This is a genomic window from Streptomyces sp. NPDC034111 (assembly GCF_055575375.1).
Window position 1 is genome coordinate 43,295 of record NZ_JBVIST010000017.1, and the last position, 22,341, is coordinate 65,635.

General features: G+C 72.4%; 18 protein-coding genes. 3 read left to right on the forward strand and 15 right to left on the reverse strand.

The window, feature by feature from the left end; genetic code table 11:
- Nucleotides 1-172 precede the first annotated feature (172 nt).
- The 9 genes from ACZ55A_RS28885 to rimP all read right to left on the reverse strand — a co-directional run bounded on the left by ACZ55A_RS28885 (nt 173) and on the right by rimP (nt 12,366).
- The gene (locus tag ACZ55A_RS28885) at nt 173-1,120 is read right to left on the reverse strand and encodes a bifunctional riboflavin kinase/FAD synthetase (RefSeq protein ID WP_468846004.1); all 948 of its coding nucleotides are present in this window, start codon (nt 1,118-1,120) and stop codon (nt 173-175) included.
- A 142-nt stretch (nt 1,121-1,262) separates the two neighbouring features.
- Nucleotides 1,263-5,024: a hypothetical protein gene (locus ACZ55A_RS28890; protein WP_468846006.1), complete on the reverse strand. Its 3,762-nt coding sequence runs from the start codon at nt 5,022-5,024 to the stop codon at nt 1,263-1,265.
- Between the two features lie 236 nt (nt 5,025-5,260).
- The gene (truB, locus tag ACZ55A_RS28895; protein ID WP_468846009.1) at nt 5,261-6,190 is read right to left on the reverse strand and encodes a tRNA pseudouridine(55) synthase TruB; all 930 of its coding nucleotides are present in this window, start codon (nt 6,188-6,190) and stop codon (nt 5,261-5,263) included.
- Nucleotides 6,187-6,642, reverse strand: a complete 456-nt coding sequence (gene rbfA, locus ACZ55A_RS28900; RefSeq protein WP_069571620.1) for a 30S ribosome-binding factor RbfA — start codon at nt 6,640-6,642, stop codon at nt 6,187-6,189. The genes truB and rbfA overlap by 4 nt, the downstream gene beginning before the upstream one ends.
- Before the next feature lie 65 nt (nt 6,643-6,707).
- Complete coding sequence (locus ACZ55A_RS28905; protein ID WP_468846011.1) at nt 6,708-7,001, reverse strand: DUF503 domain-containing protein; 294 nt, start codon at nt 6,999-7,001, stop codon at nt 6,708-6,710.
- Nucleotides 7,002-7,127: 126 nt separating this feature from the next.
- A complete protein-coding gene (gene infB / locus ACZ55A_RS28910) occupies nt 7,128-10,226 on the reverse strand; it encodes a translation initiation factor IF-2 (protein ID WP_468846014.1) in 3,099 nt (1,032 codons plus the stop codon).
- Nucleotides 10,227-10,403: 177 nt separating this feature from the next.
- Nucleotides 10,404-10,682: a YlxR family protein gene (locus ACZ55A_RS28915; protein WP_468846017.1), complete on the reverse strand. Its 279-nt coding sequence runs from the start codon at nt 10,680-10,682 to the stop codon at nt 10,404-10,406.
- 137 nt (nt 10,683-10,819) lie between these two features.
- Nucleotides 10,820-11,812 (reverse strand): transcription termination factor NusA, encoded by a 993-nt coding sequence (nusA, locus tag ACZ55A_RS28920; RefSeq protein WP_468846019.1) that lies wholly within the window; start codon nt 11,810-11,812, stop codon nt 10,820-10,822.
- Nucleotides 11,813-11,814: 2 nt separating this feature from the next.
- Nucleotides 11,815-12,366 (reverse strand): ribosome maturation factor RimP, encoded by a 552-nt coding sequence (gene rimP, locus ACZ55A_RS28925; protein ID WP_468846022.1) that lies wholly within the window; start codon nt 12,364-12,366, stop codon nt 11,815-11,817.
- A gap of 151 nt (nt 12,367-12,517) precedes the next feature.
- Here rimP and ACZ55A_RS28930 point away from each other — a divergent pair, with 151 nt between their 5' ends.
- The 3 genes from ACZ55A_RS28930 to ACZ55A_RS28940 all read left to right on the forward strand — a co-directional run bounded on the left by ACZ55A_RS28930 (nt 12,518) and on the right by ACZ55A_RS28940 (nt 14,594).
- Nucleotides 12,518-13,027, forward strand: a complete 510-nt coding sequence (locus ACZ55A_RS28930; RefSeq protein WP_468846024.1) for a hypothetical protein — start codon at nt 12,518-12,520, stop codon at nt 13,025-13,027.
- Between the two features lie 52 nt (nt 13,028-13,079).
- The gene (locus ACZ55A_RS28935) at nt 13,080-13,598 is read left to right on the forward strand and encodes a ferritin-like domain-containing protein (RefSeq protein WP_468846026.1); all 519 of its coding nucleotides are present in this window, start codon (nt 13,080-13,082) and stop codon (nt 13,596-13,598) included.
- 84 nt (nt 13,599-13,682) lie between these two features.
- Complete coding sequence (locus ACZ55A_RS28940; RefSeq protein ID WP_468846028.1) at nt 13,683-14,594, forward strand: aminoglycoside phosphotransferase family protein; 912 nt, start codon at nt 13,683-13,685, stop codon at nt 14,592-14,594.
- A gap of 61 nt (nt 14,595-14,655) precedes the next feature.
- On the opposite strand, the gene ACZ55A_RS28945 is transcribed toward ACZ55A_RS28940, so the two are convergent.
- From ACZ55A_RS28945 to dxr, 6 genes are all read right to left on the reverse strand, one after another.
- Complete coding sequence (locus ACZ55A_RS28945; protein WP_468846030.1) at nt 14,656-16,365, reverse strand: proline--tRNA ligase; 1,710 nt, start codon at nt 16,363-16,365, stop codon at nt 14,656-14,658.
- A 382-nt stretch (nt 16,366-16,747) separates the two neighbouring features.
- Nucleotides 16,748-17,284, reverse strand: coding sequence for a GNAT family N-acetyltransferase (locus ACZ55A_RS28950; RefSeq protein WP_468846033.1), 537 nt, complete (start codon nt 17,282-17,284; stop codon nt 16,748-16,750).
- 48 nt (nt 17,285-17,332) lie between these two features.
- The gene (locus tag ACZ55A_RS28955) at nt 17,333-18,178 is read right to left on the reverse strand and encodes a GNAT family N-acetyltransferase (RefSeq protein ID WP_468846035.1); all 846 of its coding nucleotides are present in this window, start codon (nt 18,176-18,178) and stop codon (nt 17,333-17,335) included.
- A gap of 174 nt (nt 18,179-18,352) precedes the next feature.
- Complete coding sequence (ispG, locus tag ACZ55A_RS28960) at nt 18,353-19,510, reverse strand: flavodoxin-dependent (E)-4-hydroxy-3-methylbut-2-enyl-diphosphate synthase (RefSeq protein ID WP_468846038.1); 1,158 nt, start codon at nt 19,508-19,510, stop codon at nt 18,353-18,355.
- Nucleotides 19,511-19,697: 187 nt separating this feature from the next.
- The gene (locus ACZ55A_RS28965) at nt 19,698-20,999 is read right to left on the reverse strand and encodes a M50 family metallopeptidase (RefSeq protein WP_468846041.1); all 1,302 of its coding nucleotides are present in this window, start codon (nt 20,997-20,999) and stop codon (nt 19,698-19,700) included.
- Nucleotides 20,996-22,261 (reverse strand): 1-deoxy-D-xylulose-5-phosphate reductoisomerase, encoded by a 1,266-nt coding sequence (dxr, locus tag ACZ55A_RS28970; protein ID WP_468846044.1) that lies wholly within the window; start codon nt 22,259-22,261, stop codon nt 20,996-20,998. Before dxr ends, ACZ55A_RS28965 begins: the two co-directional genes overlap by 4 nt.
- Nucleotides 22,262-22,341 lie beyond the last annotated feature (80 nt).

Here is a 22,341-nt window from a genome sequence, read left to right on the forward strand (position 1 = left end):
GTGACTTCGACAAAAGCGGTCAGGCAAAAGCGGTCAGGCCACCCCGACAAAGGTCGCCAGGCCACCGCACGCGAAACTGACTCAGCGCCCAACTCACCCCGACGCCAACTCACCTCAGCGCTCAACTCACCACAGCGCTCAACCGGCCCCGACGCTCAACCCACCCCAGCGCTCAACCCGCCCCAGCAATCAGCCCCCGCGCCAGCTTCACATCGACCGCCATCCGCTCCAGCAGCGCGTCGAGGGTGTCGAACTTCTCCTGGCCGCGGATGTAGGCGAGGAAGTCCACCCCGACGTGCAGGCCGTACAGGTCCAGTCCGACACGGTCGATCGCGTACGCCTCGACCGTGCGCACCTTGCCGTCGAACTGCGGGTTGGTGCCGACCGAGATGGCCGCCGGCATCGCCTCGCCCTCGACGTGCAACAGACCGGCGTAGACACCGTCGGCGGGGATCGCGGTGTGCGGCAGGGTCTCCACGTTGGCCGTCGGGAACCCCAGCTCGCGGCCGCGCTGGGCACCACGTACGACGACGCCCTCGACACGGTGCGGCCGCCCCAGAACCTCCATCGCGCCGGCCACATCGCCCTCGGCCACCAGCCGGCGCGCGAGCGTGGAGGAGAACGGCTCGCCGCCGCCCGCCGTACCGCGCTCATAGAGGTCGATGACCTCCACCGTGTAGTCGTAGGTCTTCCCGAGTTCGGCGAGGGTGGCGACATTGCCGGTCGCCTTGTGCCCGAAGCGGAAGTTGGGGCCTTCGACGACGACCTGGGCGTGCAGCTTGTCGACCAGCACCTTGACCACGAAGTCGGCCGGCGCCAGCTTCGAGAACTCCTTGGTGAACGGGAGGACCAGCACCGCGTCCACCCCCAGCTCGGTCATCAGCTCCGCACGCCGGTGGTGCGGCGCCAGCAGCGGCGGGTGGGTGCCGGGGCGTACGACCTCGCTCGGGTGCGGGTCGAAGGTGACGACGACCGCCGGGATCCCCAGCTCACGGGCGCGCTCGACGGCCTTCCCGATGATCAGTTGGTGGCCGCGGTGCACTCCGTCGTACGAGCCGATGGTGACGACGCTGCGTCCCCAGCCCTCGGGGATGTCCTCCAAGCCACGCCAGCGCTGCACTGTGCCCGCTCCTCGCCCGAACTCTTGTCAGTCCACTGCGCCACGTCAGCATGGCGCAGGTCTAAGACTGCCATGCCCGGGGCGGTGCTTCGTGCGAAGGGGGGTACAGGGAGGGGCCGCGGGCTCCCCGGGCTCCCCGTCCTCAGCACCCTGCGGGCGTCGCCCGGGCGCCGGGGCCCACCATGGCCGCCCACCCTGCCGGGTCGGCCGCGGCCCAGGCCTGGACGCGGCGGGCGAAGCCGGGCACCCGGCGTCCCAGCTCCGCCAGGTGCCGGTCGAAGCAGACCGCGCCCTCGCGGGTACGGGCCAGCAGCATGCCGGTGCGGTGCACCAGCTCGCGGGTGCGCTCCTCGGGCCGGCGCCCGGCGCCCTCGGCGGCGGCGCACAGCAGCGCTTCCAGGACGCGGGTGTCGCGGCCGGCGCCCGCGTCCACGGCCCGCCGCGCGGTGTCCGCGTACCACTCCTCCCGTGCCAGCAGCACCTCCAGCAGCTCGCGGCGCAGCGGGGCCGACCCGGCGGAGCCCGGCTCGGCGAGTACGGCGGCGAGCGCGGACCGGACCGGTGGCGGGTATCCGGTCAGCAGCTCCAGGGCGAGCGGGCGGAGCGCGGTGCGGGCGGCGGGGCCGCGCTCCAGCCGGTGGGCGAGGAACGCGGCGACCGGGTGCGCGGCGCGCTCCGGGCAGTGGCCGGCGTAGGCGCGGACGAGGCCGGCGGTACGGGCGGCGAGCTCGGGGGCGTCGAGGCCGGCGAGCATCCGCAGCAGCGCGGCCGCCACCGGCGGGCCCTCGTCGCCGAGCAGCCGGGCCCGGAAAGCGGCCAGTACCGCTTCGGGGTCGTCGGTGAGCGCGCCCGTGAAGGCCGTCGGGGGCAGCTGGGGGTCGCCGACGACGAAGCGGGCCAGCGCCCGGTCGAGGAAGCGCGGACGGCTGGCCGGATCGTGGACCAGCAGCGCGAGCGCGGAGCCGTGGTGGGCCTCGTCCTCGGTGCACGCGAGGATCCGGAGGGCGGCCTGGCGCAGCAGCGCGCGGTCGGTGGCGGTGGCGGCGTACGGGGCGGCCCGCCGCCCGTAGGTGACGGCGGCGAGCCGGCGCTGGGGGCAGGTGCCGTGGGCCCAGCGGTCGACGGCCCGGCAGACCGCCGACGGCTCGTCCTCGGCGAGCGCCTCCAGCAGCTCATCGCCCTTGGGGTGGGCGGCCGCCACCAGCGTCTCCATGAGGTCGTCCATGGCCCGCCTCCGATGGGTGTGCAGCAGGGCCTGGGCGGCGGCCGCGACGGTGATCTCACCGGGTAAGGGGGCTACGGGGCGGGCCGGTTCCCCGGCGTGTGCGGCGGGGCGTTGCAGGGGGCGGGTGTCGTCGAACCAGGTGCACAGCAGGGGCTGGATCCGCTTGGGGTCCATGCGCAGCAGGGTGGCCACGGAGTCGAGGAAGCGTGGCGGGTGGGAGGTGGCGGCGGGTGCGGGGACGGCCCGCTGAGCGGTCTGCACGGCTCCGGCGGTCTCCCCCGGCGTGGTGCCCCGGTCGTCGGTCTCCGGGGCCGTCACGGTCGCCGTGGCGCTCTTCCCGGGGGCCGCGTGGACACGGACCCTGGGGGGCTCGGCGAAGGGGTGGTGGCCGGGGTGCGGTGCCGTGCGGTCCGGGCGTCGCGCGACGGCCGGCGGGCCGTCGGCCGGCAGCAGCCGGCGCAGCAGATCCATCCGGTCCTCGTCGGCCAAAGACAGCCGCTCCCAGAACCACGGCCCGAACGCGTCCAGGCCGGTGTGTGCGAAGCCGCCCGCCCGCAAGGACCGTTCGGTGATCCGGTCGGCGAGCAGCCGCAGCACACCGGTGTAGGGCCCGGCGTCGGGCACCCGGAGCAGGACCCCGGCCAGGAGCTGGACGGCCCACCGGCGGGCGTCCTCGGCCGGCGCGGCCGAGGGCCCGTAGGCGGGGGTGCACGCCATCGGCACCAACTCGGCCAGCCGGAAGGTCAGTTGCACCGTTCCGTGCCGCCTGGCGAGCAGCAGCAGCCCCTGGATGGCCGGGCCGACGCGGTGCCCGCCGGGGACGGGCAGCAGATCGACGTCGACGTGGGCGCCCTGGAGCCACTCCGCCAACTCCTCGTGGGCGAAGCGGTATCCGGGGCCGGCCGGCACCAGCAGCCCTTCTGCGAGCACCGCGGCGGCCCAGCCGGGCCCGGGCGGAAAGACCTCCTCGAAGGACGTACGGTCCAGGGTGCCCGGCCCGGAGTCCAGGCAGCGGCGGGCGGCCTCGTGCACCTGACCGGCGACCTGCGCGGCCAGCCGGCGTACGGCGCTGCCGCGTGGGACGGGCCGGTGCCCGTCCGCGATCCGTAGGGCGATGCGCAGACAGAGCAGGTCCAGATAGGCGTCGAAGATCTGGTGCCGGTCGGGGGTGCCGAGGGAGGGCGGTCCGTCGGTGCCGCGCCCGGCCGCCTCGCCCTTGGGCAGCGCCTCCCGGACCTCCGCGAGCAGACGCAGCGCCAGCGGATGGCGGGCGTCCGGTCCGGCCGGGGCGCCGCCGGAGGGCAGGTCGTAGCGTCTGCGGGCGCGCAGGGCCGATGCCTCGGGGAGGTCTTCGATCGCCACGCAGGGGGGCAGCGCGGGCAGCGGATGGCGTGGACGGTGCAGGAGCCCGGGCGGGAGGAGCGCACCGGCCCGCTCCCAGTACGCCGGGCGGCAGGCGATGACCAGGCGCGCACCGGCCGCCCGCAGCCAGTCCGCGGTCGCGGCCATCCAGGCGGCCAGCCGCTCGTGCCGGGCCAGCTCCGCCGGCATCTCCTCGGGTCCGTCGAGGAGCACCAGCAGCGGACGGCCGGCCGCGGTGGCGAGGCGGGCCGCCGCCTCGGGCGTGATGTCGGCCGGGTCGCCGGCCGTGCCGCCCGCGGCGGCCAGGGTCCGGCCCGCGGCGTGCAGCGCCCGCTCGACCGCGGTGCGTACGCCGTCGTCGTCGGCCCGCAGCTCGGCGCCGCGCAGCCGGACGGCCGGCGCCGGGGCCGGGCCCGTCGCGCGGCGCGCCGCCAGTTGTGCCAGCTCCGTGCTCCGCCCGGTCCCGGGCTCCCCCACCAGGGCGAGCACCAGCGGTGCGGTGGGCTCCTCGGCCTCCGCGAAGCGCGTGAACTCCGCCGTGATCTCGGGCCGTTCGACCGGTTCCCCGTACCGTGGCGGGTGCTCGGCGGAGCCCCCGGTGAACGCGCCCAGCCGCACGGCGCCGGCCAGGTTCAGCTCGCTGCCGTACGCGGGGACGGTGGCCGCATTGCGTGCCAGCAGGTCGGTGAGCGCGCTCCCGGGTGCGGTCCCGGCGCCCGTGCGCAGCGCGATGGCGAAGCCGCCCGCCCGGCGCCCGTTGTGCAGCGTGGGACCGAGTACGCCGAGCACCACACCGGTGCGGGCGTCCAGCACCGGTCCGCCGACCGCCGGGCCGCCCAGCCGCAGCGCCTCCCGGCCGCCCGCGCACAGCCCCAACTCCAGGGTCTCGTCGAGGAGGTGGACGCGGCCCCGGGCCGTGTACGCCACTCCGCAGCCGGGGCCGACGACCGTGCCGTCGATCCAGCCGCCCGCCCAGAGCCGTGCGGCGGTGCCGGCGGCCGGGCGGCCCGTGGTGAGGGGCAGCGGGACGAGGCCGTGCGGGCGCAGGCTCTCGGTCCGTACGAGGGCGAGTCCGGCCTCCGGTAGGCGGGTGATGGCCTCCGGCTCCACGGGGCGGATCCATGCTGTGGCGTCCTGGCCCGCGGCCATCGACTGCACCATGGGCTGGAGCACCAGGCGCTCCGCGCCGTCCACCGCCTCATGGCTGGTGACGACCGTCCCGTCGTGGTCGGCGAGGAACCCCGTGCCACGCGTCCGGCCTGTCAGGTCGCGGATGCGCACCAGTGCCGCGTCCGCCTCGGCATCCAGCAACGCCATTTGCTGCATCCTCCCCACCGGTCCCGTGACTCCGACGGTAGGCAGGCGGTGATCGTCACGACAGGGCGCGCGGGGAAAGCGCCCCCCTCCGCGCCTTGATTCACTCCGCGCGCCTCATCGATTGAGTGAAAGGCCCGGGCGGGGTGGATAGAGATCAGGCGGAGGGGGATGGTGGAGCGCGGGCCGGAGCTCCGTGTCTGTCCGGGCGGCCCGCGTTCCACCACATGCAGTGGCGCTCAGATCGCGAAGACCGCCAGGCTCTTGGCCTTCCCGCCCTGGTTCTCCACGAGCGCAAGGAAGCCGCCGTCCGGCCCGAAGGCCGCGACCGGGCCGCCGCCCTCGAAGCGCGGCATGGCGATCCGCGCGCCGTTCAGCAGCAGCCGTGCCTGTGCCTCGGTGACGTCCCAGCGGGTGAAGGCCGCATCGGCCGCCTCCGCGATCGGCATGACCGGCAGCCCGCCGCTCTCAGGATCGTCCACCGCGGCCTGCAACTGCTCCAGCGTGCGCGCCTGGTCCAGCTTGTACGGGCCGACGCGGGTGCGGCGCAGCGCGGTCAGATGGCCGCCGACGCCGAGCCCGGCGCCCAGGTCGCGGGCCAGGGCGCGGATGTACGTACCGGACGAGCACTCGACGGAGACCAGCAGATCGGTCACCGGGGTGCCGTCCTCGGCCTCGGTCTCGTGCGCGGAGTGCACCACGAACGAGGAGACGGTGACCGGACGGGCCGGGATCTCCACGTCCTCGCCCTCGCGGACCCGGGAGTAGGACCGCTTGCCGTCGATCTTGATGGCGCTGACCTTCGACGGGACCTGCATGATCGCGCCGGACAGCTGCGCGACCCCGGCGTCGATGTCCTCGCGGGCGAGGCCGTGCGCCGCCTTGGACGCGGTGATCTCGCCCTCGGCGTCATCGGTGAGGGTGGTCTGCCCGAGCCGGATCGTGCCGACGTACTCCTTCTCCGTCAGCGCGAGGTGGCCCAGCAGCTTGGTGGCCCGCTCCAGGCCCAGGACGAGCACGCCCGTGGCCATCGGATCGAGGGTGCCGGCGTGCCCGACCCGGCGGGTGCGGGCCATCCCACGCATCTTCGCCACCACGTCGTGCGAAGTGAAGCCGGACGGCTTGTCGACGATGACCAGACCGCCCGGCTTGTTGCTCTGGCGCTTCATTCTGCCGCGGTGCCCTCGTCGTCCTCGTCGTCGCCCGGCTTACGGTACGGATCGGCCTCACCGGCGTACTGGGCGCCCGAGGAGACCTCCCGCACCTTGGCGTCCGAGGCCCGCGCCTTGTCGAGCAGGTCCTCGATCGTCTTGGCGTTCTCGGGCAGGGCGTCCGCCACGAACGCCAGCGTCGGCGTGAACTTCGTGCCGGCCGCGGCGCCGACCGCGGAGCGCAGGATGCCCTTGGCGCTCTCCAGTCCGGCGGCGGCGCTGGCGCGGTCCTCGTCATCGCCGTAGACCGTGTAGAAGACCGTAGCCTCCCGCAGGTCGCCGGTGACCCGGGTGTCCGTGATGGTCACATGCGAGCCGAGCCGCGGGTCCTTGATTCCGCGCTGGAGCTTCTGGGCGACCACCTCCCGGATGAGGTCCGCCAGCTTCTTCGCCCGCGCATTGTCGGCCACTGGTCCGTCTCCTTCTTCTTTCCACAATTGTGCTTCCACCGGCGGCGACGTGCCCCGTCATCGGGTCAGTCGTCGTCGCCGTGCAGCCGCCGGCGTACCGACAGCAGCTCCACTTCGGGCCGTGCGGCGACCATGCGCTCGCAGCGGTCCATGACATCGTTGAGGTGCCCCGTGTCCCCGGACACCACCGCCAGGCCGATCCTGACCCTGCGGTACAGATCCTGGTCCCCGACCTCCGCGACGCTCACCGCGAACTTGCGGTGCAGCTCGGCGACGATCGGACGGACGACGGAGCGCTTCTCCTTGAGCGACCGGACGTCGCCGAGAAGCAGGTCGAAGGACAGCGTCCCTACGTACATGCAAGACGGGTCAAGCCACCCGTGGGGCCTTAGGTGTACGAGTCATTTCGAACCGTACACGCAACGGCCGGGGCCGATCGACGGAGTTTCCGCTCCGCCGACCGGCCCCATGCTGTCGCTGCGTGATCAGCCGCGCGGCTTCTCGCGCATCTCGTAGGTCGCGATGACGTCGTCGACCTTGATGTCGTTGAAGTTTCCGAGGTTGATACCGCCCTCGAAGCCTTCGCGGATCTCGGTGACGTCGTCCTTGAAGCGACGCAGACCCTCGATGTTGAGGTTCTCCGCGACCACCTTGCCGTCGCGGATGAGGCGCGCCTTGGTGTTGCGCTTGACCTCGCCGGAGCGGATGAGCACACCCGCGATGTTGCCCAGCTTGGACGACTTGAAGACCTCGCGGATCTCCGCCGTACCGAGCTCGACCTCCTCGTACTCCGGCTTGAGCATGCCCTTGAGGGCCGCCTCGATCTCCTCGATCGCCTGGTAGATGACCGAGTAGTACCGGACGTCGACGCCCTCGCGCTCGGCCATCTGCGTGGCGCGGCCCTCGGCCCGCACGTTGAAGCCGATGACGATCGCGTCGGAGCCGGACGCCAGGTTGATGTCCGTCTCGGTGACCGCACCGACGCCGCGGTGCAGCACCCGGATGTCGACCTCCTCGCCGACGTCGAGCTGGAGCAGCGAGGACTCCAGGGCCTCGACGGAACCAGAAGCGTCACCCTTGATGATGAGGTTGAGCTGCTGGACCTCGCCGGCCTTGAGCACCTTGTCCAGGTCCTCCAGGGACACCCGGCGGGTGCGCTTGGCGAAGGCGGCGTTGCGCTCGCGCGCCGCGCGCTTTTCGGCGATCTGACGGGCCGTACGGTCCTCGTCGACGACCAGGAAGTTGTCGCCGGCGCCCGGGACGTTGGTCAGACCCAGGACCAGGACGGGGGTCGACGGACCCGCTTCCTCGACGTTGTTGCCCTTGTCGTCGAACATCGCACGGACACGGCCGTACGCGTCACCGGCGACCATCGTGTCACCGACGCGGAGGGTACCGCGCTGGACGAGCACGGTGGCCACGGCGCCGCGGCCACGGTCGAGGTGCGCCTCGATCGCGATGCCCTGTGCGTCCTGCTCCGCGTTGGCCCGCAGGTCGAGCGCGGCGTCCGCGGTCAGGACCACGGCCTCCAGCAGGGATTCGATGTTCAGACCCTGCTTGGCGGAGATGTCGACGAACATGGTGTCGCCGCCGTACTCCTCGGCCACCAGGCCGTACTCGGTCAGCTGACCGCGCACCTTGGTCGGGTCGGCGCCCTCGACGTCGATCTTGTTGACCGCGACCACGATCGGCACATCGGCCGCCTTGGCGTGGTTCAGGGCCTCGATCGTCTGCGGCATCACACCGTCGTTGGCCGCCACCACGAGGATCGCGATGTCGGTCGACTTGGCACCACGGGCACGCATGGCGGTGAACGCCTCGTGACCCGGGGTGTCGATGAAGGTGATGCGCCGCTCTTCCTCGTTGACCTCGGTCGCGACCTGGTAGGCACCGATGTGCTGGGTGATGCCGCCGGCCTCGCCCGCGATGACGTTGGTCTTGCGGATGGCGTCGAGCAGGCGGGTCTTACCGTGGTCGACGTGACCCATGACGGTCACCACCGGCGGACGGGAGACCAGCATCTCCTCGCCGCCCTCGTTCTCGCCGAACTCGATGTCGAAGGACTCGAGCAGCTCGCGGTCCTCCTCCTCCGGGCTGACGATCTCGACGACGTAGTTCATCTCGTCGGCGAGCAGCTGAAGCGTCTCGTCGGAGACCGACTGGGTCGCGGTGACCATCTCGCCCAGGTTCAGCATGACCTGGACCAGCGACGCCGGGTTGGCGTTGATCTTCTCCGCGAAGTCCGTCAGCGAGGCACCGCGCGACAGACGAACCGTCGCACCGTTGCCGCGCGGCAGCATGATGCCGCCGACCGACGGGGCCTGCATGGCCTCGTACTCCTGACGGCGCTGCCGCTTCGACTTACGCCCACGACGCGCCGGACCGCCGGGACGGCCGAACGCACCCTGCGTGCCACCACGGCCACCGGGGCCGCCGGGACGACCGCCGAAGCCGGGACGACCGCCGCCGAAGCCGCCGCCACCACCGGGACCGCCGCCACCGGGACGACCGGCGAAACCGCCGCCGGCACCCGGACGACCGCCGCCGCCACCGGGACGACCGGCGAAGCCGCCGCCGCCACCCGGACGACCGCCGCCGCCACCGGGACGACCGGCACCGCCGGGACCGCGACCGCCGCCACCGGGACCCGGACGCGGGCCGGCAGCCGGACGCTGCGGCATCATGCCGGGGTTCGGACGGTTACCACCGCCGCCGCCGGGACGCGGACCGGCACCGCCGGGAGCCGCACCCTGCGGACGGGGCATACCACCGGGGGTCGGACGCGCGCCGCCCTGGCCCTGGGGACGGGGGCCACCCTGGCCGCCGCCCTGCGGACGCGGACCGCCGGGACCGCCCTGGCCACCGGGACGCGGGGCGCCGCCGGGACGGGGGGCCTGCGGACGGGCCATGCCCGTCGAGCCACCGGAGGTGAAGGGGTTGTTGCCCGGACGCGGACCCGAGGGACGCGCGCCGGGACGGGCACCCGGACGCTCGGCGCCGGGGCGCGGAGCACCGCCACGGCCCTGACCGCCCTGACCGCCACCGGGGGCCGGACGGGACGGGCGCGGACCGGGCGCACCGGGACGGGGGGCCGACTGGCCGGCGGCGGGAGCGGCCGGCGCGGACGGCGGAGCCTGGAACTCGGGCTGCGCGGGGGCGGCCGGAGCGGGCTTGGGTGCCGCGGGGCGCGCCGGGGTGGGGCGCGGGCCCGGAGTGGGGCCCGCGGCGGGAGTGCTCTTGGGAGCCACCGGGGCCTCGGGGGCCTTCGGTGCCTCGGGGGCTGCCGGAGCCGCGGGGCCCGGCTTGGGGGCGCCCGGCTTCGGGGCAGCAGGACGCGCCGCCTGCGCCGGAGAGGGCGCCGACGGCTTCGCGGGGGCCGACTTCCGCGGCGCCGCGGGCTTACCGGCGGCGCGGCCATTGCCGCTGCCTGCCTGGAAAGCGTCGGTCAACTTGCGAACAACCGGCGCCTCGATCGTCGAGGACGCCGAACGGACGAATTCACCAAGTTCTTGGAGCTTGGCCATGACGACCTTGCTCTCAACGCCGAACTCCTTGGCGAGTTCGTATACCCGGACCTTAGCCACTTCGCTCCTTCTAGGTCCGGGTTGTCCACCGGACCGTCGCTACTTCATGGGCGTACTCATCGCGTACTCATCGAGTGCTCATCGCAATCTCGACCTACTTCCGACTCGCGAGGTACCTGACCGCACGGTTTTCCGTGCGCTGTGCGTTCTTGCTGTGCGTTATTGCAATGGGCGGCTTCAACCGGCGCCCCGTTCGAGGAACCGACGCAACTCCGTCGTGTCGAACGGTCCCCGGCCCCGAAAGGCCCGGGGGAACGCCCGGCGGCGAACCGCCAGGTCGAGGCAGACCAATGTCGGGTGCACGTAAGCACCCCGGCCGGGCAGCGTACCGCGAGGATCGGGAGCACACTCACCCTCGATCTCCACGATGCGCAGCAAATCGCCCTTGGCCGCTCGCTCCCGGCATCCCAGACACGTGCGCTCAGGGCATGCGCGGGCATGCGTCCGGCCAGACACTGCTTAAGTCTACCTCCCCGCACCGACCCGGCCCCGATGGGGTACAGGCCGGAGCGCTGCTCAGAATTCCCGGCGAACCGCCGCGGCACCACCGATTTTCCGGTGACCGCGGCGGACGACGGCTACTGCGGGTGATCTCAGTCCTGCGGTGCGTGCTGCTCGGTGTCCGGGCGGATGTCGATCCGCCAGCCCGTGAGCCGCGCCGCAAGCCGGGCGTTCTGCCCTTCCTTGCCGATGGCCAGTGACAGCTGGTAATCGGGGACGGTGACCCGGGCGGACCGCGCCGCCAGATCCACGACCTCGACCTTGCTGACCCGGGCCGGCGACAGCGCATTGGCGACCAGCTCGGCCGGGTCGTCCGACCAGTCCACGATGTCGATCTTCTCGCCCTGGAGCTCGGCCATCACGGCCCGCACCCGGCCGCCCATGGGGCCGATGCAGGCACCCTTGGCGTTGAGCCCCGAGCGGGTGGACCGCACGGCGATCTTCGTACGGTGGCCGGCCTCGCGGGCGATGGCGGCGATCTCCACCGACCCGTCCGCGATCTCCGGCACCTCCATGGCGAAGAGCTTCTTCACCAGATTGGGGTGCGTACGGGACAGCGTCACGGACGGCCCGCGGACGCCCTTGACCACCCGGACGACGTACGACCGCAGCCGCGTGCCGTGGGTGTAGTCCTCACCGGGGACCTGCTCCTGCACCGGCAGGATGGCCTCCAGCCGGCCGATGTCGACCAGGACGTTCTTGGGGTCTTTGCCCTGCTGGACGACGCCGGTGACGACATCGCCCTCCCGGCCGGCGTACTCACCGAAGGTGATCTCCTCCTCGGCGTCCCGCAGCCGCTGAAGGATGACCTGCTTGGCGGTGGTCGCCGCGATCCGCCCGAAGCCGGACGGGGTGTCGTCGAACTCGCGCGGCTCGGCCCCCTCCTCCAGGTCCTCGGGGTCCTCCTTCGCCCACACCGTCACATGGCCGGTGTTGCGGTCCAGCTCCACCCGCGCCCGCCGGCGGCTGCCCTCGGTGCGGTGGTACGCGATGAGGAGGGCCGACTCGATCGCCTCGACCAGCAGGTCGAACGAGATCTCCTTCTCCCGCACCAGTCCCCGCAGGGCACTCATGTCGATATCCACGGCTACGCCTCCTCCTTGTTCTCGTCGATCTTCTCGTCGCTCTGCGCGTCGCGCTTGTCGGCCTTCTCGGGCTTGCGGCTGAACTCCAGCTCGACGCGCGCTTTGGCGATCTCGTCGAAGGAGACGCGGCGGGCGGTGGGCTTGCGGCCCTTCACACCCGGCACTTCAAGATCCAGACCGTCGTCGTCGACGGCGGTGATCCGGGCCACCAGCTCCCCGGCCCCTGCTGCGTCGGTCAGTTGGGCCTTGATGAGGCGGCCGACGGCGCGGCGGTAGTGCCGCAGCTCGGTCAGCGGCCGGTCGGCGCCCGGTGACGTCACTTCGAGGGTGTAGGGCGCGCCGCCCATCACCTCGGTGTCGTCCAGGACCTGGGAGGCCTCGCGGCTCAGCTCGGCGCACTCGTCCAGCTGGACGCCCGCATCGGAATCGACCACGATCCTCAGCACCCGCCGCTTGCCTGCCGGTGTCACCTCGATCTCTTCCAGATCCAGGTCTCGGGCGGCGACGAGCGGTTCAAGCAGTCCGCGCAGCCTCTCGCTCTGGGTGGTGCTCATCCGGGTGACTCCTCGGCCGCGTGTGCTGTTGTGGGTGGGTCGCGTGTCGGGTCAAAGCCTATCGGTTCCGGCGGGGTACTGACGATTCGGTGGGTGGTCACGGATACTCTCGCCTGCGGCGATCACAACGAAAGACCCCGGGAAGTGCAACGTGCCGAAAGCCGCGCTCACGCGCAGAAGGACCCTGCTGGCCGGTGCCGCCCTGGGGGGCGCGGCGCTGCTCGCCGGCTGCTCCGAGGACGGCGGCCCCGACCAGGCCGAACACTCCTCCGCCGCCGAACGGCTGCGCGAGCGCTCCGCCCGCGACAGCACGACCCTGCTGGCGCGCTACGACGCGACGCTGGCCGCCCACCCCGCCCTGGAGGAGCGGCTGCGCCCGCTGCGCTCCGAAGTGGCCCGGCACGCCCAGGCGTTCACCGACCGCCGCGCCGCCCCCTCCCCCAGCAGCACCGCCAAGAGCCGGACGCACAAGGCCGCCGCGCCCCCGGTGCCCGAGGACGAGCAGGCCGCCCGCGGCGCACTGGCCGAAGCGGAGCGCAAGCTCGCCGACACCCGGACCCAGGAGCTGCTGGCCGCGCCCCCCGAGCTGGCCCGGCTGCTCGCCTCGGTGGCCGCGTCCGGCGCGGCGCATGCGTACCTGCTCGCGGAGCCGGCCCGATGACCGGACACGGCAGGGCGGCACGGACGGCAAGGACCAGCAAAGGGGCCCAGGGATGAGCGCGAAGACGGCACGCGAGGCGAAGCGGCACCGCGACGACGACGGCGACCGGGACGAGCTGACAGCGGTACAGGCGGCCCTGGCCGCCGAGCACGCCACGGTGTACGGCTACGGTGTGGTCGGCGGCCGGATCTCCGCCGACCGGCGCAAGGAGGCGCTGGCGGCCTACGACGCCCATCGCGCGCGCCGCGATGCGCTGCGCCGCGAGGTGCGCGACCTGGGCGGCACCCCGGAGGCCGCGGCCGCCGCCTACGAGCTGCCGTTCCCGGTACCGGACGCGGCCGCCGCGACCCGCCTGGCGGCGGAGCTGGAGGACCGGCTGGCCGCCGTCTACGCGGACCTCGTCCGGGCCGGCGGCCGGACCAGGCGGCGGGAGGCGGCGGCCGCGCTGCGCGAGGCGGCGGTGCGGGCGGTGCGCTGGCGCGGCAGCGGCGTAGCCTTCCCTGGGCTCGTGGAGCGGGCCGCGGCCGCCGCTCCGTCCGGCTCCGCGAGCGCGTCCGCGGGCGCGCTCTGAACGACCGGCAGGCCTCCGCCCCAGGATGACGTGCCGGGCATGTGCGGAATTCCGCGGTGCCCGGCTTGAAGGGACAGCTCGAGCATGGCAACGGCACCCATCGAACCGCCACAGCGGTTGGTGAGTTCGCTGAGCGGCGATCCGGACAGCACCGTACGGGAGTGGCTGCACACGCTTCCGACGCTGGTTCAGCAGCGCCTGGAGGCCTGGGAGCTGACGCTGGAGCGGGTGCTCGCCCCCGGGGGCCGCAGCAGCCTGCTGGCGCTCGTACGGCAGCCGGACGGCACCCCCGCGGCGCTGAAGCTGCCTATGCCCGGCCGGCGGTCCGCGCGCGAGGCGGCCGCGCTGGGGATCTGGGACGGCTGGGGCGCGGTGCGGCTGCTGCGCTCCGACGACACCAGCGGCGCACTGCTGCTGGAGCGGCTTCAGAGCGCGGTCTCGCTGCGCTCGCTGCCGGAGGCCAAGGCGCTGCTGGAGGCGGCCGGCACGGTGCGCCGGCTGTGGGTGCCGCCGGGCGAGGGGCACCCCTTCGAGACCCTGGCCGGCCGTGCGGAGGAGGCGGCCGAAGCGCTGCGTACGGCCGGGGCGCACACCCCGGCCGCCGGGCCCCTGGTGGACGAGGCGCTGGAGCTGCGGCGCGCCCTGCCGGCCGGGTCCGGGGACGAGTTCCTGCTGCACGGCGCGTTCCGGCAGGGCAAGGTGCTGGCCGGCGAGCGGGCGCCGTGGCTGGCGATCGGCCCGTCGCCGGTGGTCGGCGAGCGCGCGTACGACCTGGCGGCGCTGGTGCTGGACCGCTTCGAGGACCTGATGGCCGGCTCCGGTGCAGCCGCCGCGGCCCGCCGCCGGGTCGCCAAGCTCGCCGACTCCCTGGACGTGGACCGGGACCGGCTGCGCGGCTGGGCGCTCTACCGGGCGGTGGCCGCGGGCGTGCGCGAGGTGGCCGGGGGCGACCGCCGGCGCGGCGAACTGCTGCTGGAGTTCGCGGCCTGGCTGTAGCGCGGACGCGAACGGGCCGGCCCGGGGCGCTCTTCCCCGGGCCGGCCCGTTCGCCTTGCCGTTACGCGCTGAGCCGGGCGACGGCCTCCTCGACCGTCAGCTCCTCACGCTCGCCGGTGCGCCGGTCCTTGACCTCGACGACGCCCTCGGCGGCGCGCCGCCCGGCGACCACGATGGTGGGCACGCCCAGCAGCTCGGCGTCGGTGAACTTCACACCGGGCGAGACACCGGCCCGGTCGTCGACCAGCACCCGCAGGCCCGCGGCGCCGAGCCGGTCGCCGATCTCCAGCGCGAGTTCGGTCTGGGTGGCCTTGCCGGCCGCGACGACATGGACGTCGGCCGGTGCGACCTCGCGCGGCCAGCACAGCCCCTTCTCGTCGTGGGTCTGCTCGGCGAGCGCGGCCACCGCACGGGAGACACCGATGCCGTACGAACCCATCGTCACCCGGGCCGGCTTGCCGTTCTGGCCCAGGACGTCGAGCTCGAAGGCGTCCGCGTACTTGCGGCCGAGCTGGAAGATGTGGCCGATCTCGATGGCGCGGTCGATACGCAGGCCGGTGCCGCACTTCGGGCAGGGGTCGCCGGGCTCGACGACGACCACGTCGAGGTACTCGTCGACCTCGAAGTCACGGCCGGCGACCACGTTGCGGGCGTGCTTGCCGTCCTTGTTGGCGCCGGTGACCCAGGCCGTGCCGGGGGCGACCCGGGGGTCGGCGAGGTACTTGAACGCCTTGCCTGCCAGGCCCTGCGGGCCGACGTAGCCGCGGACCAGTTCGGGGTGGGCCACGAAGTCCTCGGCGGTGACGAGTTCGACGGTGGCCGGCGCGAGGTGCTCGCCGAGCTTGCCCATGTCCACCTCGCGGTCACCGGGCACGCCCACCGCGACGATCTCGCCGTCGACCTTGACCAGGAGGTTCTTCAGCGTCGCGGAGGCCGGTACGTCCAGGAACTCGGCCAGCGTCTCGATGGTCGGGGTGTCGGGGGTGTCCAACTCCTCGACGGGGCCGTGCCCGGAGCCGTCGACCGGTTCGACCTTGACCGTCACGGCCTCGGTGTTGGCGGCGTAGTCGCAGTTCGGGCAGTCGACGAAGGTGTCCTCACCGGCCGCGGCGGGCGCCAGGAACTCCTCGGAGGCGGAGCCGCCCATCGCGCCGGAGACGGCGGAGACGATGCGGTAGTCCAGGCCCAGCCGCTCGAAGATCTTCTGGTAGGCCCCGCGGTGCAGCGCGTAGGACTGCGCCAGACCCTCGTCGGTGGTGTCGAAGCTGTACGAGTCCTTCATGTGGAACTCGCGGCCGCGCAGCACACCGGAGCGGGGGCGGGCCTCGTCGCGGTACTTGATCTGGATCTGGTAGAGGATCACCGGCAGGTCCTTGTAGGACGTGCACTGGTCCTTGACCGTGAGGGTGAAGATCTCCTCGTGAGTGGGGCCGAGGAGGTAGTCGGCGCCCTTGCGGTCCTTGAGGCGGAAGAGCAGGTCGCCGTACTCCTCCCAGCGGCCGCTGGTCTCGTAGGGCTCCTTGGGCAGGAGGGCCGGCAGCAGGACTTCCTGGCCGCCGATCGCGTCCATCTCCTCGCGGACGACGCGGGAGACGTTCTCCAGGACCTTCATGCCCAGCGGCAGCCACGTCCAGATGCCGGCGGAGGAACGGCGGACGTACCCGGCGCGGACGAGCAGCTTGTGGCTGGCGGTCTCGGCGTCGGCCGGGTCGTCGCGCAGTGTCTTGATCATCAAGCGGGACATGCGCTGGACCTGTGCGGCGTTGGCCATGGGAGATTCTCCTGCGTAAGAAAGGTGACTCCCTGGAGGTTAGCCGGAGGGGGATGTCCCGCGGAAATGGGATGCCGCTGCGCTTGGGCTTGCTTCCCACGTTTTCGGCTGTCCCGCCGTGGTGGTTTCGCGTCGTTGCGCCGCTCCGCTGCGCTTTGCCTTGGCCCACGTTGTCGGCTGCGGCGCCGTGCGTGTTCTCGCCGTTGCGCCTGCGGCGGGCGGTTGTGTGGTGGGTGCGGTGACGGGCCTCCGGGGCCTTGTTTGTGGACTGCTTCGCTTTACGTCCACAAACAAGGCCCCTCCGGCCCGTCCCCTCCCGTGGTGGGAAGGGAAAAGGCCGGTGGGGGCGGGGGTGAGTGGTCCCCTGGGGTCTGTGGCGCGGTCAGCGGCGCTTCAGGGGGAGCTGGGCTCCCATTACCGCGTACGGCGTCGGGGCGCTGGGGAAGAGCACCCGGCGGGCGATGTCCTCGTAGCCGAGGGAGCGGTACAGCTTGCGGGCGGGGCTTTCGACGTCGATGGCCGACAGGATGGAGCGCGGCTGGCTCGCCTCGTCGGTGATCCGGGTGATCAGTTCGCGTCCGATGCCGTGCCCCTGGTAGGCGGGGTGGACATGCAGCTCGGTGATCGTGAAGGAGTCGTCGAGCCAGTGGTCGAGGCCTTCCCTGCGCAGATACGGCTCGACGACGGTGGACCACCAGTGGGCGCGGTCGTTGGGCATCCCGTAGACGAAGCCCACGAGCCGGCCGGCGGGAGTGGTGGCGCCGAGGGCGCGGGCGCCGGTGCAGCCGAGGTGGCGCAGCACGATGTGGCGGCGGACGGCGATCTCCTCGTCGCTCAGTCCGAAGGCGAGCGCCTGGACGGCGAGCGCGTCATCCACGCGGGCAGCGAGATCGAGGGGGCCGACCGCGACGTCATCCATGGTCGGAGCGTACAAGGCCGCGGGCCGGAACAGTACGTTCCCGGCAGGTCAGAACAGCACGCTCATGAAGGCGCCGACTTCCTCGAAGCCCACCCTGCGGTAGGACGCGCGGGCGGCGGTGTTGAAGTCGTTGACGTAGAGGCTGACGACCGGGGCGACATCGCTGAGCGCATAGCGCAGCACCGCTGCCATACCGGTCTCCGACAGGCCCTTGCCGCGGTAGGCGGGGTCGACCCAGACGCCCTGGATCTGGCAGGCGCGCGGGGTGGCGGCGCCGATCTCGGCCTTGAAGATGACCTTGCCGTTCTCGACGCGGGCGAAGGAGCGGCCGGCGCCGACGAGTTCGGCGACCCGGGCCTGGTAGAGCAGCCCGCCGTCGCCGGCCATCGGGGAGATGCCGACCTCTTCGGTGAACATGGCCACGCACGCCGGCATGATCAGGTCCATCTCGTTCTTGCGGATCCGCCGGACGTACGGGTCGGGCGCGATCTCGGCGGACGGCGAGCTGGTGACCATCAGGGGCTGGTGGGCGCGGATCTCGCGGGCCGGGCCCCAGTGGGGCTCCAGGAGGGACCACAGTTCGGCGGTGGGTCCCGCGGGGCCGACGATGGAGGAGCAGCGGCGGCCCTGCCGGCGGGCGCGCTCGGCGAAGCCGTGGACGGCCTCGGAGGTGGCGCAGACGGGGACGAGGTTGGCGCCGGCGTAGCAGAGCGATTCCAGGCGGCCGCCGGCGTACCAGCCCCACATCTCGCCGCCCAGCCGCCAGGGGTCGAGCCCGGCGACCTGCACGCGGGCGGTGACGAAGGCATTGGTGACCGGATCGCGGTCGAGCACCGCGAGTGCGTCATCGAGCTCCCCGGGCTCGAGGACCTTGATGGCAGGGGTCGTCAGCACGTCTCGGAATGCCTCACCGTTACGGGCCTGGGAGGCCAGGCGGGAGCAGGTCTTGGCACTTTACCTCCACCTGCGCGGGAGTACCCGGCCCGCGTCGGGAGGGACCACACCGGGCAGCCGTGAGCCCCGCGGCCCGGGTGGGCGGCGGGGCTCACACGTGGCTGTGGCGGCGGGTCAGCCGGCGGCGGTGACGACCGGTTCGCCGGAGGCGACGCCGTCCTTCTCCATCTGCTCGGCGATCTTCATGGCCTCTTCGATGAGGGTCTCGACGATCTTCGACTCGGGGACGGTCTTGATGACCTCGCCCTTGACGAAGATCTGGCCCTTGCCGTTGCCGGAGGCGACACCGAGGTCGGCCTCGCGGGCCTCGCCGGGGCCGTTGACGACACAGCCCATGACGGCGACGCGGAGCGGCACCTCCATGCCCTCCAGGCCCGCGGTGACCTCGTCGGCGAGCTTGTAGACGTCGACCTGGGCGCGGCCGCAGGACGGGCAGGAGACGATCTCCAGCCGGCGCTGGCGGAGGTTGAGCGACTCCAGGATGGAGATGCCGACCTTGACCTCTTCGGCGGGCGGCGCGGAGAGGGAGACGCGGATGGTGTCGCCGATGCCCTCGGAGAGCAGGGCACCGAAGGCGACCGCCGACTTGATGGTGCCCTGGAAGGCGGGGCCGGCCTCGGTGACGCCGAGGTGGAGCGGGTAGTCGCACTGGGCGGCAAGCTGGCGGTAGGCGTTGACCATCACGACCGGGTCGTTGTGCTTGACCGAGATCTTGATGTCGCGGAAGCCGTGCTCCTCGAAGAGGGACGCCTCCCACAGCGCGGATTCGACCAGTGCCTCGGGGGTGGCCTTGCCGTACTTCTGGAGCAGCCGGCGGTCCAGGGAGCCGGCGTTGACGCCGATCCGGATCGGGGTGCTGGCGTCGCCGGCCGCCTTGGCGATCTCCTTGACCTTGTCGTCGAACTGCTTGATGTTGCCGGGGTTCACCCGGACCGCGGCGCAGCCGGCGTCGATGGCGGCGAAGACGTACTTCGGCTGGAAATGGATGTCCGCGATGACTGGAATCTGCGACTTCCGGGCGATCACGGGAAGCGCATCGGCGTCGTCCTGGGTCGGGCAGGCGACCCGGACGATCTGGCAGCCGGAGGCCGTCAGCTCGGCGATCTGCTGAAGCGTCGCCCCGATGTCGGACGTACGTGTGGTCGTCATCGACTGCACCGAGACCGGTGCGTCTCCGCCCACGGCGACCGGACCGACGTGGATCTTGCGGCTGACCCGTCGGTCGGCAAGCTTGGTCGGTACGTCCGGCATTCCCAGTGAAATGGCAGTCATCTGGCGAGCAACCCCAAGGTATGTATCAAGGTCCCGAATCGGCGGGCTCCGGCTTCCGAGGTTACGGCACAGGGGTTGCAGGAGGCACATCGCTCCCCCGTGGCCCCTCGAAAGGAGAAGGCCGGACACCTCCAAACGCCACGGAGGTGCCCGGCCGCCGTAAACCCGCGTTTTTCGGTCGGCGCTGTCAGGTCAGTTTCACCGGGTTCACCACGTCGGCGACGAGCACCAGCAGGGTGAAGCAGATGAAGATCCCGGCGACCACATAGGCGACCGGCATCAGCTTGGCCACGTCGAAGGGGCCGGGGTCCGGCCGCCGGACGATCTTGGCGAAGGCGCGGCGGATCGACTCCCACACGGCGCCGGCGATGTGCCCGCCGTCCAGCGGCAGCAGCGGCAGCATGTTGAACAGGAACAGCGAGAGGTTGAAGCCGGCGACCAGGAAGAGCATGGTCGCCACCCGCTGCTCCGGCGGGATGTGCAGCGAGAAGACCTCGCCGCCGACCCGGGCCGCGCCGACCACGCCCATCGGGGAGTCCTGCTTGCGCTCGCCGCCGTTGAAGGCCGCGTCCCACAGGTCCGGGACCTTGGCGGGCAGGTTGACCAGCGAGGACACGCCCTGCTCGACCATGTTGCCCATCCGGTCCACGGACTGGCCGAAGCTCTGCTTGACGACGCCGCTGGCCGGCGTGAAGCCGAGGAAGCCGGCCTTGACGAACTGCCCGGGGACATAGCCGCCGTGCCCGTCGGTCTTGGCGACCTTGTTCTCGATCAGATCGGCGTGCAGCGTGGTGCGTGCGCCGTGCCGCTCGACGACCAGGGTGGCCGCCCCGGTGGTCTCGCGGATCTGCTGCTGGAGGGTCCCCCAGTCCGGTACGGCGTGGCCGTTGAACGAGACGATCTTGTCGCCGGCCCGCAGGCCCGCGGCCTTGGCCGGGGAGTCCTTGGCGCCGGCCGGGCACTTGTCGGTCTTGGCGGCGGCCGAGATCACACAGTCCGAGACGGAGCCGACCTGGGTGGTCTGGGTGCTGATGCCGAAGCCCATCAGCACGCTCATGAAGATCACGACCGCCAGGATCAGATTCATGAACGGCCCGGCGAACATCACGATGATGCGTTTCCAGGGCTTACGGGTGTAGAAGAGCCGCTTCTCGTCACCGGGCTGTAGCTCCTCGAAGGCCGCCGAGCGGGCGTCCTCGATCATCCCGCGGAACGGCGAGGTGGAGCGGGCCTGCAACTTTCCGTCGTCCCCGGGCGGGAACATCCCGATCATGCGGATGTAGCCGCCGAGCGGAATGGCCTTGATGCCGTACTCGGTGTCGCCCTTCTTACGGGAGAAGAGCGTCGGCCCGAAGCCCACCATGTACTGCGGCACGCGGATACCGAACATCTTGGCCGTCGAGAGATGGCCGAGCTCGTGCCAGGCGATGGAGAACAGCAGGCCGACGACGAAGACGACTATGCCGAGGATGGTCATCCAGGTCGTCATGCGCGAGCCTCCGAAGGTGTCCGTGCCGCACGGGCGGCCAGTTCGCGGGCGCGGGCGCGCGCCCAGGTTTCCGCCTCCAGGACGTCCGCGACGGTGAGGGAGGTTCCCTGCGAGGGCGTTCCGTGTTCGGCGACCACATCGGCGACGGTATCCACAATCCCTGTGAACGGCAGCCCGCCCTTGAGGAATGCCTCCACGCACTCCTCGTTGGCCGCGTTGAAGACCGCCGGGGCGGTGCCGCCCAGGTCACCCACGTGGCAGGCGAGCGGGACGGACGGGAAGGCCGACGCGTCGAGCGGGAAGAACTCCCAGGTCTGGGCCTTGGTCCAGTCCACGCCCGGTGCGGCGTCCGGGACCCGCTCGGGCCAGCCCATGCCCAGCGCGATCGGCATCCGCATGTCGGGCGGGCTGGCCTGGGCGAGCGTGGAGCCGTCGGTGAACTCCACCATCGAGTGGATGTAGGACTGCGGGTGGACGACGACCTCGATGCGGTCGAACGGCACATCGAAGAGCAGATGCGCCTCGATCACCTCCAGGCCCTTGTTGACCAAGGTCGCCGAGTTGATGGTGACGACCGGGCCCATGGACCAGGTGGGGTGGGCCAGTGCCTGCTCGGGCGTGACATCGGCCAGCTGCTGCTTCGTACGGCCGCGGAACGGGCCGCCGGAGGCGGTGACCACGAGCTTGCGGACCTCGGCGCGCTCGCCGCCGGCCAGCGCCTGGAAGAGCGCGGAGTGTTCGGAGTCGACCGGGACGATCTGACCGGGCTTGGCGAGCGCCTTGACCAGCGGACCGCCGACGATCAGCGATTCCTTGTTGGCGAGGGCCAGCACCCGGCCCGCCTTCAGGGCGGCCAGGGTGGGGGCGAGGCCGATGGAACCGGTGATGCCGTTGAGGACGGTGTGGCACTCGGAGGCGGCCAGCTCGGTGGCCGCGTCGGGGCCGGCCAGGATCTCGGGCAGCGGCTCGCCCGCGCCGTACCGCTCGGCCAGCGCGGCGCGCAGCGCCGGCACCGCGTCCTCGCGCGCCACCGCGACGGTGGCCACTCCCAGCTGGTGCGCCTGCTCGGCGAGCAGCCCGGTCCGGCCGCCGGCCGCGGAGAGCGCAGTGACCCGGAAGCGGTCGGGGTTGCGCAGCACGATGTCGATCGCCTGGGTGCCGATCGAGCCGGTGGAGCCGAGGATCACGACACGGCGCGGGCCGTCGGGGTTGCCGGAGGCCGGCTCGAAGCGCAGGTGCGGATGGGCGAGGGAGTCCGTCATGGGGTCCATTGTGGCCGGTCGCCGGGGTGGCGTGGACACGGAGGGCGCGCCCGGGGCCCGTCCGGCGGATCTTCACCGGA